General features: G+C 69.1%; 20 protein-coding genes and 1 pseudogene. 8 read left to right on the forward strand and 13 right to left on the reverse strand.

Features of this window, described 5'->3' with window-relative positions:
* Nucleotides 1-28: 28 nt before the first annotated feature.
* The 8 genes and pseudogenes from ACTMTI_RS44655 to ACTMTI_RS44690 form a co-directional block, all read right to left on the reverse strand.
* Nucleotides 29-829 (reverse strand): S1C family serine protease, encoded by an 801-nt coding sequence (locus tag ACTMTI_RS44655; RefSeq protein ID WP_441126909.1) that lies wholly within the window; start codon nucleotides 827-829, stop codon nucleotides 29-31.
* Nucleotides 830-965: 136 nt separating this feature from the next.
* On the reverse strand, nucleotides 966-1091 hold the full coding sequence (locus ACTMTI_RS44660) for a hypothetical protein (protein WP_441126910.1): 126 nt from the start codon (nucleotides 1089-1091) through the stop codon (nucleotides 966-968).
* The gene (locus ACTMTI_RS44665; RefSeq protein WP_441126911.1) at nucleotides 1088-2035 is read right to left on the reverse strand and encodes a chromate transporter; all 948 of its coding nucleotides are present in this window, start codon (nucleotides 2033-2035) and stop codon (nucleotides 1088-1090) included. Before ACTMTI_RS44665 ends, ACTMTI_RS44660 begins: the two co-directional genes overlap by 4 nt.
* A 44-nt stretch (nucleotides 2036-2079) precedes the next feature.
* Nucleotides 2080-2322: pseudogene (locus tag ACTMTI_RS44670) on the reverse strand (chromate resistance protein ChrB domain-containing protein); the annotation flags it as partial.
* Nucleotides 2319-2681 (reverse strand): hypothetical protein, encoded by a 363-nt coding sequence (locus tag ACTMTI_RS44675; RefSeq protein WP_441126912.1) that lies wholly within the window; start codon nucleotides 2679-2681, stop codon nucleotides 2319-2321. The pseudogene ACTMTI_RS44670 and the gene ACTMTI_RS44675, both read right to left, overlap by 4 nt.
* Nucleotides 2682-2715: 34 nt before the next feature.
* Nucleotides 2716-3075 carry a hypothetical protein gene (locus ACTMTI_RS44680; protein WP_441126913.1) on the reverse strand — a complete coding sequence of 120 codons (360 nt, stop codon included), beginning with the start codon at nucleotides 3073-3075 and terminating at the stop codon, nucleotides 2716-2718.
* Between the two features lie 9 nt (nucleotides 3076-3084).
* The gene (locus ACTMTI_RS44685; protein ID WP_441126914.1) at nucleotides 3085-3990 is read right to left on the reverse strand and encodes a hypothetical protein; all 906 of its coding nucleotides are present in this window, start codon (nucleotides 3988-3990) and stop codon (nucleotides 3085-3087) included.
* Nucleotides 3987-4370: a YbaB/EbfC family nucleoid-associated protein gene (locus ACTMTI_RS44690; protein WP_441126915.1), complete on the reverse strand. Its 384-nt coding sequence runs from the start codon at nucleotides 4368-4370 to the stop codon at nucleotides 3987-3989. Before ACTMTI_RS44690 ends, ACTMTI_RS44685 begins: the two co-directional genes overlap by 4 nt.
* Nucleotides 4371-4564: 194 nt before the next feature.
* Between ACTMTI_RS44690 and ACTMTI_RS44695 the strand changes: the two genes are divergently transcribed.
* Nucleotides 4565-5731, forward strand: a complete 1167-nt coding sequence (locus ACTMTI_RS44695; protein ID WP_441126916.1) for an erythromycin esterase family protein — start codon at nucleotides 4565-4567, stop codon at nucleotides 5729-5731.
* Nucleotides 5732-5960: 229 nt separating this feature from the next.
* On the opposite strand, the gene ACTMTI_RS44700 is transcribed toward ACTMTI_RS44695, so the two are convergent.
* Nucleotides 5961-6641 carry a GAP family protein gene (locus tag ACTMTI_RS44700; protein ID WP_441126917.1) on the reverse strand — a complete coding sequence of 227 codons (681 nt, stop codon included), beginning with the start codon at nucleotides 6639-6641 and terminating at the stop codon, nucleotides 5961-5963.
* 82 nt (nucleotides 6642-6723) lie between these two features.
* Between ACTMTI_RS44700 and ACTMTI_RS44705 the strand changes: the two genes are divergently transcribed.
* Nucleotides 6724-7383 carry a TetR/AcrR family transcriptional regulator gene (locus ACTMTI_RS44705; protein WP_441126918.1) on the forward strand — a complete coding sequence of 220 codons (660 nt, stop codon included), beginning with the start codon at nucleotides 6724-6726 and terminating at the stop codon, nucleotides 7381-7383.
* A 73-nt stretch (nucleotides 7384-7456) separates the two neighbouring features.
* On the opposite strand, the gene ACTMTI_RS44710 is transcribed toward ACTMTI_RS44705, so the two are convergent.
* Complete coding sequence (locus tag ACTMTI_RS44710; protein WP_441126919.1) at nucleotides 7457-8071, reverse strand: TetR/AcrR family transcriptional regulator; 615 nt, start codon at nucleotides 8069-8071, stop codon at nucleotides 7457-7459.
* 214 nt (nucleotides 8072-8285) lie between these two features.
* On the opposite strand from ACTMTI_RS44710, the gene ACTMTI_RS44715 reads away from it, so the two are divergent.
* Nucleotides 8286-8729: a nitroreductase family deazaflavin-dependent oxidoreductase gene (locus tag ACTMTI_RS44715; RefSeq protein WP_441126920.1), complete on the forward strand. Its 444-nt coding sequence runs from the start codon at nucleotides 8286-8288 to the stop codon at nucleotides 8727-8729.
* Nucleotides 8726-8878 (forward strand): glycoside hydrolase family 30 beta sandwich domain-containing protein, encoded by a 153-nt coding sequence (locus tag ACTMTI_RS44720; protein ID WP_441126921.1) that lies wholly within the window; start codon nucleotides 8726-8728, stop codon nucleotides 8876-8878. The genes ACTMTI_RS44715 and ACTMTI_RS44720 overlap by 4 nt, the downstream gene beginning before the upstream one ends.
* A 92-nt stretch (nucleotides 8879-8970) precedes the next feature.
* On the opposite strand, the gene ACTMTI_RS44725 is transcribed toward ACTMTI_RS44720, so the two are convergent.
* On the reverse strand, nucleotides 8971-9564 hold the full coding sequence (locus tag ACTMTI_RS44725) for a TetR/AcrR family transcriptional regulator (RefSeq protein ID WP_441126922.1): 594 nt from the start codon (nucleotides 9562-9564) through the stop codon (nucleotides 8971-8973).
* A 119-nt stretch (nucleotides 9565-9683) separates the two neighbouring features.
* On the opposite strand from ACTMTI_RS44725, the gene ACTMTI_RS44730 reads away from it, so the two are divergent.
* On the forward strand, nucleotides 9684-10505 hold the full coding sequence (locus ACTMTI_RS44730) for an SDR family NAD(P)-dependent oxidoreductase (protein WP_441126923.1): 822 nt from the start codon (nucleotides 9684-9686) through the stop codon (nucleotides 10503-10505).
* 103 nt (nucleotides 10506-10608) lie between these two features.
* On the forward strand, nucleotides 10609-12312 hold the full coding sequence (locus tag ACTMTI_RS44735) for a TlrC/CarA/OleB/SrmB family ABC-F type ribosomal protection protein (RefSeq protein WP_441126924.1): 1704 nt from the start codon (nucleotides 10609-10611) through the stop codon (nucleotides 12310-12312).
* A gap of 35 nt (nucleotides 12313-12347) precedes the next feature.
* Here the strand turns inward: ACTMTI_RS44735 and ACTMTI_RS44740 are convergent, their stop codons facing one another.
* Nucleotides 12348-13220 (reverse strand): NmrA/HSCARG family protein, encoded by an 873-nt coding sequence (locus tag ACTMTI_RS44740; RefSeq protein WP_441126925.1) that lies wholly within the window; start codon nucleotides 13218-13220, stop codon nucleotides 12348-12350.
* 375 nt (nucleotides 13221-13595) lie between these two features.
* Here ACTMTI_RS44740 and ACTMTI_RS44745 point away from each other — a divergent pair, with 375 nt between their 5' ends.
* Nucleotides 13596-14138, forward strand: coding sequence for an RNA polymerase sigma factor (locus ACTMTI_RS44745; RefSeq protein ID WP_441126926.1), 543 nt, complete (start codon nucleotides 13596-13598; stop codon nucleotides 14136-14138).
* Entirely contained in the window at nucleotides 14135-15013 is an 879-nt protein-coding gene (locus ACTMTI_RS44750; RefSeq protein WP_441126927.1) for a hypothetical protein, read from the forward strand. Before ACTMTI_RS44745 ends, ACTMTI_RS44750 begins: the two co-directional genes overlap by 4 nt.
* Before the next feature lie 50 nt (nucleotides 15014-15063).
* Here the strand turns inward: ACTMTI_RS44750 and ACTMTI_RS44755 are convergent, their stop codons facing one another.
* Nucleotides 15064-15687, reverse strand: a complete 624-nt coding sequence (locus ACTMTI_RS44755) for a hypothetical protein (RefSeq protein ID WP_441126928.1) — start codon at nucleotides 15685-15687, stop codon at nucleotides 15064-15066.
* Nucleotides 15688-15690 lie beyond the last annotated feature (3 nt).

The following is a 15690-nucleotide window of genomic DNA, read 5'->3' on the forward strand; positions in this document are numbered from 1 at the left end:
CTTCTCGTGACGCTTCGGTCGGCTTCGGTCAGATCTGGGGTCCGTCGCCCGGCGGGCCGTCGCCTTCGCTGCCGCCCAGGGCCGCGCCGATCGGCACCGCGAACGCGATGCCGGCGAACGCCTCGTCGCCTCCCGGGTCGGCGATCGAGACGACGATCCCGATGACCAGGCCGCGAGCGTCCAGGAGGGGACCGCCGGAGCTGCCCGGGTTGACGGAGGCGTCGAACTGGATGAGCCCGCTCAGGTCGGCGCCCTCGGCGGTCCGATCGGCGGTCCGGTTCAGGCCCGACACGACGCCGGTGGAGACGCTGTAGGTCAGGCCCAGCGGATTGCCGATCGCCACGACTGGCGCGCCCACGGCCACGGCGCCGCCGAGCGTCGCCGGGACGACGATCTCCGGCAGCTCCGCGGGCTTGAGGGTCGCGACGTCGCGCTTGGGATTCGACGACGCGACGACGGCCTTCGTCTTGGTGCCGTCGGCGAACGTCAGGGTGACGTCCTTCGTGCCCTTGATGACGTGGTGCGCGGTCAGGATCGTCCCGTCCTCGGCCGCGATCACCCCGGTTCCGAGCGACTTCCCGGCCTGGATGATCACCACCGACGGCCCGACCCTCTTGAAGACGTCGGGCACCGTGAGCGTCGTACTGGGCGTCGGCGTCGCGCTCGGCCTGGGGGCGGCCCCTTCGCCGTTCCCACCGCTGCTTCCCAGCCAGTACGCCAGCACCGCCACGACGACAAGTGCGCCGCCCCCGACGAAAAACCGCCGAGCTCTCCCGGCCACGGCTCCCCGAGCCTCGGCCGCACCAGCCTCCTGCGGCACGCGCTCCATCGCCCCATATTCATAAATCTCAGTCAAAAGTGCTACAAAGTCCGCCTTAGAACTCCATGAGAACCGGTCCCCGCAGCCCAACGCACGCATGGAGACGAGGATGGCTTTGGGACCGAAGCCGAGAGCGCGCCCGGTCTCAGGGAAGCAGCACCGTGCCCATGCCCAGGAGGGCGCAGATGCCCAGGATGCGGAGCATCGACCATTTCTGGACGAACGTCATGACCAAAGCGAGCACGGTGATCACCAGGGCGATCGGGTTCACCGTCCCCGGCTCCGGGAGCTGCACGTTGAACGGCCCCCAAGCCCAGGTGAAGGTCCTGGCGAAGAGCGTGTGCTCGGCGAAGTAGAGCGCACCGACGACGGCGGCGGTGATGCCGGTGAGTGCGGCGCTGATGGCCGTGTTACCGCGTACGCGCCGCCGAAGGTGACGAGCGCGGTGCCGGAGAAGAACAGTCCCTGGGTGGTGAAGACGCTGCCGGTGCCGGTGAACAGGGCGACCGCGGCCACCGGCAGCCACCAGGCGGCCAACCCGACGGCGAGGATCTTGCCCGCCGAGCGCCCGCTCGGCCGGGCGTGGTGCAGGGCGTCGTCGGGGATCAGCGGGGCGGCCCCGCCGTCGCCGCCGTGCCCGTTGCCGCTCACGAAGACGTGGGGAGCCAGCCGGTACGCGCTCCAGCCGATGAGGGCGGCGACCGCGATGACGACGGGGAAGGGCACCCCGAACAGCGCGAGCGCGACGAAGGCGGCCCCCGCGATGGCGACGAACACCGGGTGGGTCAGGGACCGCTTGGCGACCCTGATGACCGCCTGCGCCACGATGGCCAGCACCGCCGGGGCGATCCCTGCGAACAACGCGGTCACCACCGTCGTGTCCTGCCAGAGGACATAGACGGCCGACAGGGCCAGCAGCGCCAGCATGCCCGGCAGGACGAACAGGGTGCCCGCGACCAGGCCCCCGCGGGTGCCGTTGAGCAACCAGCCGACATAGATCGCCAGCTGCTGGGCTTCCGGCCCCGGAAGGAGCATGCAGTAGTTCAGGGCGTGGTTAAACCGCTGCTGGCCGATCCAGCGCCGCTCATCCACGAGGGTGCGCTGCATGACGGCGATCTGGCCGGCCGGGCCGCCGAACGTCTGCAGCGAGATGCCGAACCAGGCGCGTACGGCCTGCCGGAACGGGACCACGTCCCGGCGCACGTCAGTGTCCATGGGTACCTCGTCATCAGGGGTCGTGGCGCCGGGGCTTCGTGCACGATCTCGGCGAGCTTCCACAGCACCGGATCGTCGAGCTCGTACCGGCGCAGGATGGTCTCGAAGCTGCAGTCGCCGCCGTGGGACAGCTCCGCCCCGCGCATGTCGAACGCGGTCGCGTCGGCGGGCACCAGGGCCGGGTCGTCGACGAACACGAACTCGGCCGCGGCGTCGATGTGGCGGCGGATCAGCCAGGCGCAGGCCGCCCGGTCGATGTGCACTCCCGCACGGGTGGCCCACTTCATCCGGCGCCCTCCATTGCCTGGGCCAGGGCGTGCACGGCCTGCTGCGCGGTCTCGCGCTCGGCGGGCGGGAAGTGGTCGCGGCGGCCGATCCTGCGTAGCTCGGCCTGCAGCCTCTTGACGGCCCGGCTGCGCTCGCCGGGCCGCGCCCGCGCCGCCGCCTCGGCCTGGTCGATGACCGCCTGATACTCGGCCGCCCGTGCCCGGCGCATCTCCGCGGCGACGGCCTTCTCCTGGGCCGCGCTGTCGGCGACGGCCAGCCAGACGGTGGAACTGCCGCCCATCTCGCCGATCCATTCCAGCTGCTCACGGGTGCGGGCGTCGGCAGGCAAAGCCACCAGTCCGTCGCCCAGCCGCGCCACGCCGAGTCCACACAGGTCCCGTGACCCAGTGCGGCTAGCCCGCTCCCCAGATCGGCCGTCCGGGATCGGGAGCGGGAAGCTTCGACAAGATGACGGCCACGGTGTCCCACTCGACCGCCTGGGTCGTGTCCGCCATGAGGCGCAGACGCAGCGCGATCTCGTGGTGGGCGTCGAGGAACACGTCGATGCCCTCCATGACTTGACCGGTGACCGCCTCATACCCCGTGCCGCCTCCCCCGCCCTTGAAGAAGGTCACGCCCTCCGTACCGCCGCCCCAGAAATCCCCGATGCCGTTCAGGTCCTTCGCTGCCTCCTCGACCAACCTGCCGAGCTCGCCCCTCTCGATGTCGAACGAGTCCGCCGATGATCCGATCTGCGGCCAATAAATCTTCACGTCGTCCTCTCAGCCCGCGGGTTTGTGAGCCATGGTGAAATACAGCAGCACTCTGCCGAGGGTCTCCTTCCAGGTGGGGATGAGGTCCGTACCCTCCTGCCCGTTCATGAGGTCGTACGAGGGGCCGTAGCCGATCGAGCCGCCCGCGAGCCGGCTCAGGAAATACTGCACGTCCATGTTCCCGCTCATCTTCCTGGCCAGCGGCGCGGCGGCGTCGAACGCACCGTAGAAGGCGACCGACGCGGCGAACTCCTTCAGCACCTGCGTCGCGTTCGCCTCCAACGAGCCGACCTCCTCGCCTCGCGACGCCTTGACGCCTGCCACCACCGCCACATCCCCGACGGCGAAGAACGCGCTGCCGATCGAGTACTCCGTGAGTTTGCTCAACACAATCCTGGCGATGCTGTGCTCCAGCAGTTTTGCCAGCATGCCTGCCTGTGCCCGTCGCATGAGGAACTGGGTGATCTGGTACGCCGCTCCCGCCTGCCAGGGAAAGGTGGTGATGAAGATGAAGCTGGCGAAGTTCGCCTGAGCGAGCGTCCAGTACGCGTGCCGCGCCGTTTCGATCACCTCGGCGAAATCCTCGCAGGCCGCGCTGTTCTGCCGGCAGCGGCGGGCGAGCTTGGCGGCGTACCCCTCCTCCTGTGCCTGCGGATACAGCCCCGCGGTGACGGCCGACCGGAAGGCCTCCACCCCGTCCCCGTTGTTGTTCCGCCATACCGCCGCGGCAGCCGGGAACGTCTTGTCCGGGCTCTGCTCGATGCGATCGGCCAGCCGAGACCAGACCGCACTGGCCTGACGGGCTTTGGCCGGATCGCCCTGCGGGTAGTCGACCGCGAGCATCTTGAACACGAAGGCCGCGATGCCGAGAGTGCCGATGCCGTAGATGCTCGCGCGACCGGGATTGACACTCAACGTCGGCGAACCCCGTGGCCGCGATCGTCGTTTGGCGCGTGCTCGCCGTCGAGCAAAGTGCCGGTGGTGAACGGGGCCACCAGGTCGCGCGCCCCCTGCTCGGCGTCCCGCGTCGCTTTGGCCGCGGCATCGAGGATCGCCGCCGCCAGCTCGGCCGATCCGAGCCGCAGGGCACGCGGGTCGATGGTGAGTCCGGCGAGCCCTCCGGTCTGCGTCACCTCGACCACCACCCGTCCGTCCGCCGCCTCGCCCCGGCCTCTGACCGCGGCGATCTGGTCGCTCAGCCGCTCCAGCGCCGCCAGGTCCTGCTGGTAGTGGTCCAGCAGCTTGCCGAACTCTTGGTCGCCAAGGCCCTTGAGCGGATCGACCGGTGATGTCATTCCGTCTCCTGACTTATTGCGCGATCTTAAAGGTATTCGGAAAACCTACCGAAAATATGGATTATTCCAAGAGTGGGCGCGGAAACCGATCCACCGACCTCATGGATGCATCACCGATTGAAGGTTCATCGCGGTGGAAGCGGGGATTTCCATGGCAAAGTTTGCATCGAAAGTTCAACGATACCGTTGAAGCCATGGACATCAAGGACACAGCCCGTCCGCTCGACGGCGCGGGCGTCTCGGCGTTCCTCCGGTCGCTGCCCGCCCGGCCTCTGCTGCTCGGCCTGGGCGAGGCCAGGCACTTCGTGGAGGAGCTGGGCGAACTGCGCAACGAGATCTTCCGGCATCTGGTCGAGCACGAGGGCTACCGGTCGTTCGCCATCGAGAGCGACTGCCTCAGGGGCCTCGTGGTGGACGACTACATCACGACGGGCGCCGGCACGCTCGATGACGTCATGGAACGCGGCTTCAGCCACGGCTTCGGCGTGTTCCTGGCCAACCGCGAGCTGGTGCGCTGGATGCGCGCGTACAACGAGGAGCATGACGAAAAGCTCCGGTTCTTCGGCTTCGACGGCCCGCTGGAGTATTGGGCCGAGAGCCCGCGCCAGGCGCTCACCGCCCTCCACGGCCTCATCGACGGCCCGCTCCCGTGCACGATGGAAACCCTCGACACGCTGCTGGGCCCGGACGACCGGTGGTCGAACGAGGCCACGGCCATGGATCCGTCCCAGTCGATCGGCCAGTCCGCAGACGCCCAGCGGCTGCGGCTGCTCGCCGACGACCTGGTGGCGCTGCTCGACACGCAGGCGCCGCGGCTGAGCACGGAGGACAGGGAGCGGGCGGCACTGTACGGGCGCACCGCCGTCGGCCTGCTCCGCTACCACTACTGGATGGCCGACGCGTCTCCGGCACGGTGGACCCGGCTGTCGGCCCTGCGCGACGCGATGATGGCCGCCAATCTGCTTGCCGTCGCCGAGCGCGGCCCGGCCCTGGTCTTCGCCAGCAACCTCCACCTGCAGCGGAACAAGACCTTCATGCCGTTCGGCGACCAGTCGCTGGAGTGGTGGAGCGCGGGGGCGATCGCCGGGACGCACCTGGGCGACCGGTACGCCTTCCTGGCCTCAGCCCTCGGCACGGTCGGCGACAACACCCCGCCCCCGGACACCGTCGAGGGCATCCTGTCCACGCTCCCGTGGGACCACTCTCTCATCGACGCCCGCCGCCTGGCCGAGGCCGTCCCGAAGCCCGCCCCGCGCATCTCCCACGATTTCGCCTATTTCCCCCTCGACCCGGCCCAGCTCGACATGATCGACGGCGTCGTCTTCCTCAAGCAGGCTGTCAGGCTGAAAAAGCTGGGTTGACAGGCGCGTGCGTGTCAGTCTCCGCTGACACGCACGCGCATCATGGGCCCTTGTGGCCTACGGCGGGGCTCTTCCCGCGGACCGCGGTGACGGCCGGGTTGGCCTGGATCGCCGCGCTCGCGGTGCTCATGCTTGCCGTGCTTGGAATCATTGGTCGACTATCGTCCTCGCCGCGCCAGTGGAGTCTCCGGCATGAGGCAGCCGGCCACACATTGAGTCAGTGGATGCGCTATCCCCATGGAGTAACGACGGTTACTTCCGTGAACAGCGCGTCTACTGCCTCCAGGAGGATCAGAAATCCTGCTATCCAGACGATCCAGCTCAGTACGGTGCGGGATCCGGAGGAGAGCTTGTGCTGCCACCGTTCAAACCGTTCACGCAGCCGTTCGCCCAGGGCGGCCCATGCGGCAAAGAGCAGGATGCCTGGGATCACCATGATGGTCACGTAACCGCCGAGGAGTGGCGACCATTGGACGGCAGACAGGTTGGCCGAGGTCATGATGCCGATCGCACCGAAGTACGGTACGGCGGTGGCGAACTCGAACAGCCAGGTCCCCAGCCCCAGCAGCAGCATCGAGCGCATGGTGAAGGACCGAGCCTGGATGGATGCACGTTCGGGGTTCTTGTCGGGGATGAAGTAGCTTCCCACTATGAGCGCTCCGCCGAGGACGGCCTGTCCCCAGGCCCACACGGTGTCATCGACAAGTGGCACGACAGCGCCCAGGCCGAGCATGAGCAGTACGCCCAAGGCGAAGTACGCGATCGCGACCGCTCCGAGGTACACGCCGAGCAGCGCGCCCGCGCGGTGCGGCCTGGCCAGCAGCAGATAGAGAGTCATCCCGATCACGGTGGGGCTCAGCGTATCGAGCAGGGCCAGTCCGAGCACCGCCCCGATCGTCTCGATCGACAAACCTGTCTCCTTACGGGAGCCAACGAGCCGTAATAACACGCCCGTGTCAGTTAAAATAGCACACGCGTGTTAACATGTGGCGGTGCCACGACTCGTTGATCATGACCAGCGACGGGCCGAGCTCGGAGAGGCCGCCATCCGGGTGATCCTGCGCGAGGGCCTTGCCGGCGTGACCGTCCGCGGAGTCGCCACCGAAGCCGGCTGGTCCACCGGGTCCCTGCGGCATTACTTCCGCAATCAGCGCGAATTGCAGGCCTACGTCGTACAGGCCACCACCGACACCCTCCGTCGACGAGTCCTCCCACGCCTTCAGCGGCCCCGCACTCAAGGTTCGGTGGTCGAACAGATTGCCACGATCGTGACGGAGATGCTGCCGCTCGATGCCGAGCGGCGCGAGGAATACGCGCTGTGGTCAGCGATCGTGGAATGGGAACGTCAACACCCTCCAGAAGGAGGCTCTGTGACGTGGAACGACCAACGGGCGCTGTACCGCCAATGCATCGCCGCCCTACGCGGATACGAGCCGACCCGCGAACCGAGCCAGGCCACGCGCCCGCATCCTGATGACCAGGTCGAGCTCTGGGCGGCGCTCCTGCACACGTTCGTCGACGGACTCGCCGCCCAGATCATGAACACACCCGGCGAAGTGTCCGCCGACACCACCACCCAACTGCTGCGTTCACTGCTGGAAGCCGTACCTCGTGCGCAGCCGGATCAGTGTGCGCACCAGCCCCGGAGCTGAACTCGCCGTCAGTCCCCGCTGCGAGCGTTTCCGGGAAGAGGCAAGGTGAGTCTCACGTAGCGGTATCGGGGCTCTACGTCCGGCGAGTTTCGAGCGCATCCAGAATCAGGTCCAGGCCGTAGCTGAACTCGCTCGTATGGTCGTAGCCCGGCCGCAGGGCGTGGTCGACGATCATCTCTTTGAGGTACGGCAAGTCGTCCACCGGCAGTTGCCCGAGGATGCTGCCGGCCACTTCCTCGACATCGTCCGGCCTCGTCACCGGCAGGTTCGCCTCCTGGAGGACGAACCCGCCGACGTAGCTGTCGATGAGCGAGACAGCGTGCGCGGCCATCGGCAGCGTGAACCCCGCCTCGCGGAGGACACCGAGGACGGCGTCGTGGTGGCGTAGCGTCGCCGGCCCCGGGTTGCGACGGGAGTCCATGAGGCCGAGAGCCCAGCTGTGCTGCGACAGGACCGCACGCGCGGAGGAGGCGCACGCACGGATGGCGTCGCGCCAATCGTCACACTCGGCACTGGGTAGCTTGATCGCCGCGAACACCATGTCGACCACGCCGTCGAGGATCGCGTCCTTGTTCGGTACGTGGTGATAGAGCGACATCGCCTCCACTCCCAGTTCCTGCGCCACCCGTCGCATCGTGATCGCCTCCACGCCGCCGCGATCCGCGACCCGGATCGCGGCTTCCAGCACGAGACCTCTGCTGAGCGGTTGTGGTGATGGTGACACGACGACTCCAGGGCAGGCGGGTTGACAACCTTACAACTGTAAGCCAGCCTTACAAACGTAAGCCACCTTACTGATGTAAGTCCTCCCGGGTTGGCATGAGCGGGGAGCTCGGCGACGACGCGCCCTGCCGGGGCGAGAGAAGGAGATCCCGATGCCGATGCCGAGGTGGTGGGGGCACGTGAACAAGCGGGTGTTCAACCCTCGCGCGATCGCGGGTGGGAAGTGGCCGGTGCTGACTCACGTCGGTCGCGTCTCTGGCGCGACGTACCGCACGCCTGTCGATGCGCATCCTGTCGACGGCGGCTACCTGTTCGTTCTGGTGAATGGATCGCGTTCGGACTGGGTGCAGAACGTCCTGGCAGCCGACGGTGCGCGGCTCCGGGTCGACGGGAGGGAGGCGGAACTCGCCGCCCCACGCCTCGTCGGGGAAGACGAGGCGTTCCAGGCCCTCTCCGATGAGGTGGCACGCCCGCCGAGGCTGCTCCGCATCACCGAGTTCCTCCGCATGGACATCACACGACACCAAGCTGCTCCATCACTCCCTACCGAGGCGCACCAGAGCGAGACCACCAAGCGGACGTCATCGAGTTCGCCCGGCGACTCTGACCCGTCATCGGCGTGACCTTCCGTAACCCCGACGGCTCCATCTACCTCCTGGCCGTCAACGACGACTGGGGTGTCGGCAGCCAGCGCTTCAACGTCTCCATGGGGCGCACGAACTTTTCCTACGAGCTTGCCTCCGGCGGCGTGGCGACCTTCCTCCTCCGCTGATCTCATCCACCTGCCAGGTAGATACGCAATCTCACCAGTACCGAGGCCGGTTTCCGGCCTGCGGGTCGGGATGCGCGGAGGGTGGCCCGCATTCAGGGGCCGAATGCGCGGAGGGTGATTTCCACGAGCGCGTCGGCGTACTCCGGGGTGAGTGGTCCGGAGCGGAGTAGCCAGCGCTGGTAGAGCGGGGCGTACAGCACCTCGAGCACCAGGTCGAGGTCGGCGTTCGCGGCGAGCTGGCCAGCCCGCTGGGCGCTGCGCAGCCGTTCCTTCTTGGCTTCGTCGACTGGGCCGGCCAGTTTCTCGCGGTACAGGGCGGCGAGGGTGGGATCGTTGATGATCTCCGTGTTGAGTGCCCTGATGGGTGCCTCGAACGCCGGGTCGGCGAACTCGGCGACGGTCGCCCGCATGACGGTCTTGAGGTCGGCCTCGAGGTCGCCGGTGTCGGGCAGCCGGATGCCCTCCCCGCCCTCGCTGAGCGCCAGGAACGAGTCGAAGATCACCGCGCCCTTGGACGGCCACCATCGGTAGATGGTCTGCTTGCCCACTCCCGCCCGGGCGGCGATGGCCTCGATCGACACCTTGGCGTACCCGAGCTCGGAGACCAGCTCGCGCGCGGCGTCCAGGACGGCGCGCCGGGACCGCTCGCTGCGCCGGGCGGGGTTCGGCTTCATGGGATCGGACATGGACGGGAGCATATCACCACACGAGACGAGACGTACCGTCTTGACATGAGAGCGACACGCCTCCATACTCGGTAGCACCGAGACGAAACGTCTCGTCTCATGTGGAGCGAGGAGATCGTATGACGGCTGCCCGAGTATGGTTCATCACCGGCGCGTCCAGGGGCCTGGGCAGGGCCTTCACCGAGGCGGCACTCGCCGCCGGAGACCGCGTCGTGGCCGCCGCGCGCGACCTCGGCCCTCTCGACGACCTGGCCGCCGCCCACCCCGACAGCCTCGTACGGCTGACGCTGGACGTCACCGACCGCGCGGCCGTGCGGGAGGTGGTGGACCGGGCGGCAGCGGCGTTCGGCCGGCTCGACGTCGTGGTCAACAACGCCGGCGTGATGCTGTTCGGCATGGTGGAGGAGGCCACCGAGGCGCAGATCCGCGCCCAGTTCGACGTCAACTTTTTCGGCGCGGTGTGGGTGGCCCAGGCCGTGGTGCCGTACCTGCGTGCGCAGGGGTCCGGCCACATCCTGCAGGTCACTTCGATGGGGGCCGGTGGAGGGTTCGCGTCCGTCGGGTTCTACGCGGCGAGCAAGACCGCGCTCGACTCCGTGAGCCAGGCGCTGGCGATGGAGGTGGAGCCGTTCGGGGTCAAGGTGACGATCGTGGGGCCGGGCGGGTACGGCACGGACCTGTTCACGCGGGGCACCACGATGACGCAGCCGCGCCCGGAGTACGAGCCGCTACGCGCCCAGCTGGCCGAGATGTGGGGCGAGGACGCCGGTCCTGACCCGAGCACCGCAGCACCGGTGATCATGGAGTTGGTCGATCTGGCGGAGCCGCCACTGCGGCTGATCGTCGGCAGCGCCTCCTACGACATGGTCCAGGAAATGGACCAGGCCCGCACGGAGGTGTACCGGGCCTGGGAGCACCTCAGCCGGCAGGCGCCAGGCTGAGCCGCGGGCGGGTGCGGCCGTACTCGCGCCACGAGGCACGACGCGATCGCTGAGCCGTGGCGTCCAGGATTTTGTCCGAGCTGAGAAGAGGAGGTGGGCCCTTATGCGTACTGCTGCCCAACTGGCCCTCACCGAGATCACCAAGCGTTACGGCACCCGCGTCGTCCTGGACCGGGTGTCGCTCACCGTCAAACCCGGCGAGCGGATCGGGGTGATCGGCGACAACGGGTCGGGCAAGTCCACGCTGCTCAGGCTCATGGCGGACGACGAGCGGCCGGACAACGGCGAACTCGTGGTCGTCGCGCCCGGGGGCGTCGGATACCTGCCGCAGTCGCTCGCGCTGCCGCCGCACGCGACGGTGGCCGACGCCATCGACCTGGCACTGGCCGACCTGCGCGAGCTCGAAGCCCGGATGCGAGCGGCCGAACGCTCGCTCGGCGAGGCCGGCATGGAGGCTCGCGCGGGAGCGGAGGCCGGCGCGGGGCTGGAGGTCTACGCGCGCCTGGTGGCGCAGTTCGAAGCGCGCGGCGGCTACGAGGCCGACACTCGGGTGGAGATCGCGCTGCACGGGCTCGGGCTGCCCGGGCTGGAGCGGAGCCGCCCGCTGGGCACGCTGTCGGGTGGCGAACGCTCCCGGCTCGCCCTGGCCGCCACGCTGGCGTCCGCTCCCGAGCTGCTGCTGCTGGACGAGCCGACCAACGACCTGGACGACCAGGCCGTGGCCTGGCTCGAACAGCACCTGCGCACCCACCGCGGCACGGTCGTGGCGATCACGCACGACCGGATGTTCCTGGAACGAGTGACCACCGCCATCCTGGAGGTCGCCGACGGGCGGGTGCGCCGCTACGGCGACGGGTACGCCGGGTACCTCGCGGCCAAGGCCGCGGAACGCGCCGCACAGGCGCGGGCTCACGAGGGGTGGAAAGTGGAATTGGACCGGCATGCCACGCTGGTGGCGGCCAACGCGGGCCGGCTGGCCGGCATCCCACGCAAGGTGGCCAAGGCGGGCATGGGCACCGGGGCCTGGCGGGCGCGCTCGCGTACGCATGGGGCCGCCGGGCGTATCCGGCAGTCCCAGCAGCGGCTGCGGTGGCTCACCGACCACCCGGCGCCGCCGCCGCCCGAGCCGCTGCGCTTCACCGCCACCATCGCCACCACCGAAGCCACCGCGGGAGCCGCCTCCGGGGCCGAGGTGGCCGCGCTCGACGGCGTGGTGGTCGCGGGGCGGCTCCGCCTGGATTCCCTGGCCGTCCGCGCCGGTGAGCGGCTGCTCGTCACCGGCCCGAACGGAGCGGGCAAGACCACGCTGCTGCGGGTGCTCGCCGGTGAACTGCGGCCGGACACGGGCGAGGTACGGCAAACCGGCCGGGTCGGGTTCTTCCGCCAGGACGAGCTCGACACCGGCGACGGGCGGCGGACCGATCCGGCTGAGATCCTTCGGCAGGACGGGCCGGCGGATCGGACCGTGCTGCGGGCCTACGCGCACGGGCGTCCCGGCAGCCTGGACGAGCACGCGGACGCGCTGCTCGCCCTGGGCCTGTTCCGGCCGTCCGACCTGGGGCTGCGCCTCGGGGAGCTCTCCTATGGGCAGCGGCGCCGGATCGAGCTGGCGCGGCTGGTGAGCGCGCCCGTGGACCTGCTGCTGCTCGACGAGCCGACCAACCACCTGTCGCCGATGCTGGTGGAGCAACTGGAGGAGGCGCTGGCCTCGTACCGGGGTGCGCTGGTGGTCGTGACGCACGATCGGCGCCTGCGGGCCACGTTCACCGGCTCCCGGCTGGAGCTGTACGAAGGCGTTGCGGCATAGCGGCGTCGCGGAGCTCCTTGATCAGGGTTGCGGATCTAGTCCGCGAGGATTCTGTCCCAGTCCACCGTCTTGGCCCACCCGGCGTAGCTGTGCCAGCGCACGGCGGGGAACCTGGCATGCAGAGCCTCGAGGTCAAGGAAATCGGTGTTGTTCTCGAAGTTCTCGAACATCGTGGCCACCTCCTCGCCTGCCCACTGCCGCACCATGTCCAGCGGCAGCTGCTGGTAGGGGATCTCCCGGCCGAGCACCTCGCTCAGAATCCGGGCCGCCTCCTGCCCCGTGACGCGATCGGACGCGATGTCGATCCGCTCGCCGACGAGCTCGTCGGGGTTCTCAATGGCATGTACGGCCATGCCGGCAATGTCCAGGACACTCACCTGGTCGAGCGGCTTGCCGGGAGTCAGCGGGTTGGAGAGTACGCCGTCACCGAGCCGGCTGAAGCCGAGGTTGAGGACGTTCTCCATGAAGTACACCGGGCCGAGCACCGTCGCGCGCACCGGCCGCTCGCGCAAATACGCCTCGATGAGCTGCTTGCTGTCGGCATGGTCGACGTTGGTGGCCTCCAGCCGGTCACCGCCCCGCACAGAGGAGTACACAAGGTGGACGTCGAGGCGAGCGGCGGTGTCGACGAGCAGACGTCCCTGCGCGATCTCCTCGTCCTTGCCGCCCTCGCCGAACGGCACCGACAGGCCGAAAACCGCGTCGGCGCCTGTGCAGGCCCGCTGGAGTGCGTCGGGATCGGCGAGATCGCCGGTGGCGAGCCGCGCGCCCTGCGCTAACAACGCCTTCGCGGCCGGCGACTCCCCCGAGCGCACGTACGCCACCACCTCGTGACCGCGCTGCAGAAGCAGGTCGGCGACCGCGCCGCCTTGTTTGCCGGTGGCGCCAATGACGACGACTTCGGTCATGACAAACATCTCCATGGTTTGGGATGGGATTCGATCCAGGCCATGCGAGCGCGTTCCGACCGGCCCATCCGGCCGAGCCGCCCGCCGTCAGCGATTCTGGGACCTCAACCACAGTTGAGGTCAACCCCCGGACAGCCTGGACGATGCCGCCGCCATGGCACCGGCCACCGCCATATTTCGCGCCCCAACGTCTGCGACTGCCTGGAACGAGCCCTGGCCGCGAGCGGACTGACCAGCGCCGAGGGCAGGGGGCTGGGAAGTGGTGCACGCCGGACTTTCGGGAGCCGGGGACGTTCAAATTGGGGACCTTCCAGAAATGCCCCCAGAATTCCGGACATGGACGTAGATGACCGATGATCCAGTTAAGGAGACCGGATGGGAGCCGATCCCGATAGCCGGTTCGTGGAGATCTACGAATCCACCTACGAACCCATACTCGGGTACGTCCTGCGCCGCTGCCCGCACCCGGAGGACGCCGCCGATGTGGTGGCCGAGACGTTCACCACGGCGTGGCGTCGCATCGAGGAGTTGCCCGAAGGCGACGAGGCGAGGCTGTGGCTGTACGGCGTGGCGCGCCGGGTGCTCGCCAACCACCGGCGCGGCGAGCGGCGCCACGAGCAGCGTACGGCGGCCCTGCGCGAGCGGCTCGCCGCCTCCCCCGCGCTGGCCCGCCCGCCGGAGGACGAGATCTCGCAGATGGGACGGGTCTTCCGCGCCCTGACCGACGACGACAGGGAGCTGCTCTCCCTGGTCGCCTGGGAGAGGCTGGACCATGGGCAGATCGCCCGCATGCTCGGCGTCTCCCGCAACGCGGTGCGGATCAGGCTCTATCGCGCCCGCAAGCGTTTCGCTCGAGGGCTGGCGAAAGCCGGCATCGACCATCCTCGTGCCGTCGCCCTGGAAGGGAGCTCGCTGTGAACCTCGCTGATCTCGCCCGCGTGCGCGACAAGGACCTCGCCGGAGAGGCGTCCGCACCGGAGGCGCGGACGCTCATGCACGCGATCATGTCCGAGGAACGGGAACCGGTGGCCGCGACGCGGCCGCGCCCGAAGGTACGACGGCGGCTCGTGGCGGGCTTCGCCGCCCTGGCGACGGCCACGGCGGTCGCCGTCGGCACCGGCCTGGTCGGCGGCCCGGCGACGAGTTACGCCAACGCGGCCGTCTCCATCAACAAGACCGATGAGTACTTCAGCGTCAGCATCACCGACCCCACGGCCGACCGCCACCGCTTCGAGGAGGCGTTCCGGGCGGTCGGGCTGAACGTCACGGTCAAGATGGTCCCGGTGGCGCCGAACGAGGTGGGGACGCTGATCGGCCCCATAGTCCCGGGCGGCTTCAAATGGCACGGAAGCATCGGTACGCAGGGGATCACGCCGTGCTCGTCGGTGTTCTGCGCGAAGGTGTGGATGCCGGCCGACTTCCCCGGCCGGGTGGTGTTCGGCGTCGGCCGTCCCGCCAAGCCGGGCGAGCCATACGCCGACGACAGCGCCGGCGACCCGAACGGCGAGGAGGCCCTGTCCGGCTACACCAGTCACGGCAAGACGGTGGCGGACGTACGGGCCGAGCTGAACCGGCGCGGGCTGAAGGCCGGCTACCGGCTGATGTGGCCGCACCAGGACGGCGGCTGGTTCGAGGAAGCCGTGCCGGGGAGCCGGGTCAAGGACGACTGGACCGTGGCGGGCACCCGGTTCCACAGCTCCGACACCGTCAACCTGTACGTGACCCCCGGCAAGGACGCGGGCCGAGCCCCCAGCCCGCACCCCGAACCCCAGTGGTGGGACATGCCGGACTGAGCCCGCAGCAGGGAGCGACGCCCCGTTCCAGAGCATTGCCCCTTTCCGGCTTATTGGGGGTTCCGGCGGCGTCGGTGGTAGGCATAGGTGACTGCGGCGAGCAGTGGTCCCCACAGCAGAAGTGGGAGGTAGCAGAGGTAGAAGATCGTGGCCTCCCAGCCGCCTGCTTGTGTGGGGAAGTTCGCCGGGGTCGGCTCACCTCGGAGGGTGACGCCGGCGAACTCGGTGAGGACGGCGGCGGTCCACAAGACCGTCAGGACCACGGCGCCGAGGGTCGCGGGGATGACGGCGGCCGGCGTCGGCACTCTGCGGCCACCCAGCCCGGGAATCCAGCGGGGAAATCGCTCTCCCCAGGTGGCGACCAGCCCGACAGCCGTGAACGCCACCAACTCCGACAGGATCGACAGCAGGACGATGTACGCCCGCTCCCCGAGCGGGAGCCCGTCGCCGAACGCGGCCGGTAGCCGCCAGAGGCTGGACGGCAGCACGGTGAACGGGACGGCGTAGGCAGCGATCCGCGCCCAGCGGGGGACCCCGGCCACCGGGGCATGGGCGGCCCTCCACGCGTTGTTCAGCCGCCCGGCGGCCACCGGCGCATCGGCCACATCGCTTCCACTGGCCAGTGTCACCGCAGGCGGCAGCGCCGCGTCGAGGATTCGATCAGTTCTCGTCATGCC

The sequence above is a fragment of the Nonomuraea sp. H19 genome (assembly GCF_052068215.1).
Lineage (GTDB): Bacteria > Actinomycetota > Actinomycetes > Streptosporangiales > Streptosporangiaceae > Nonomuraea.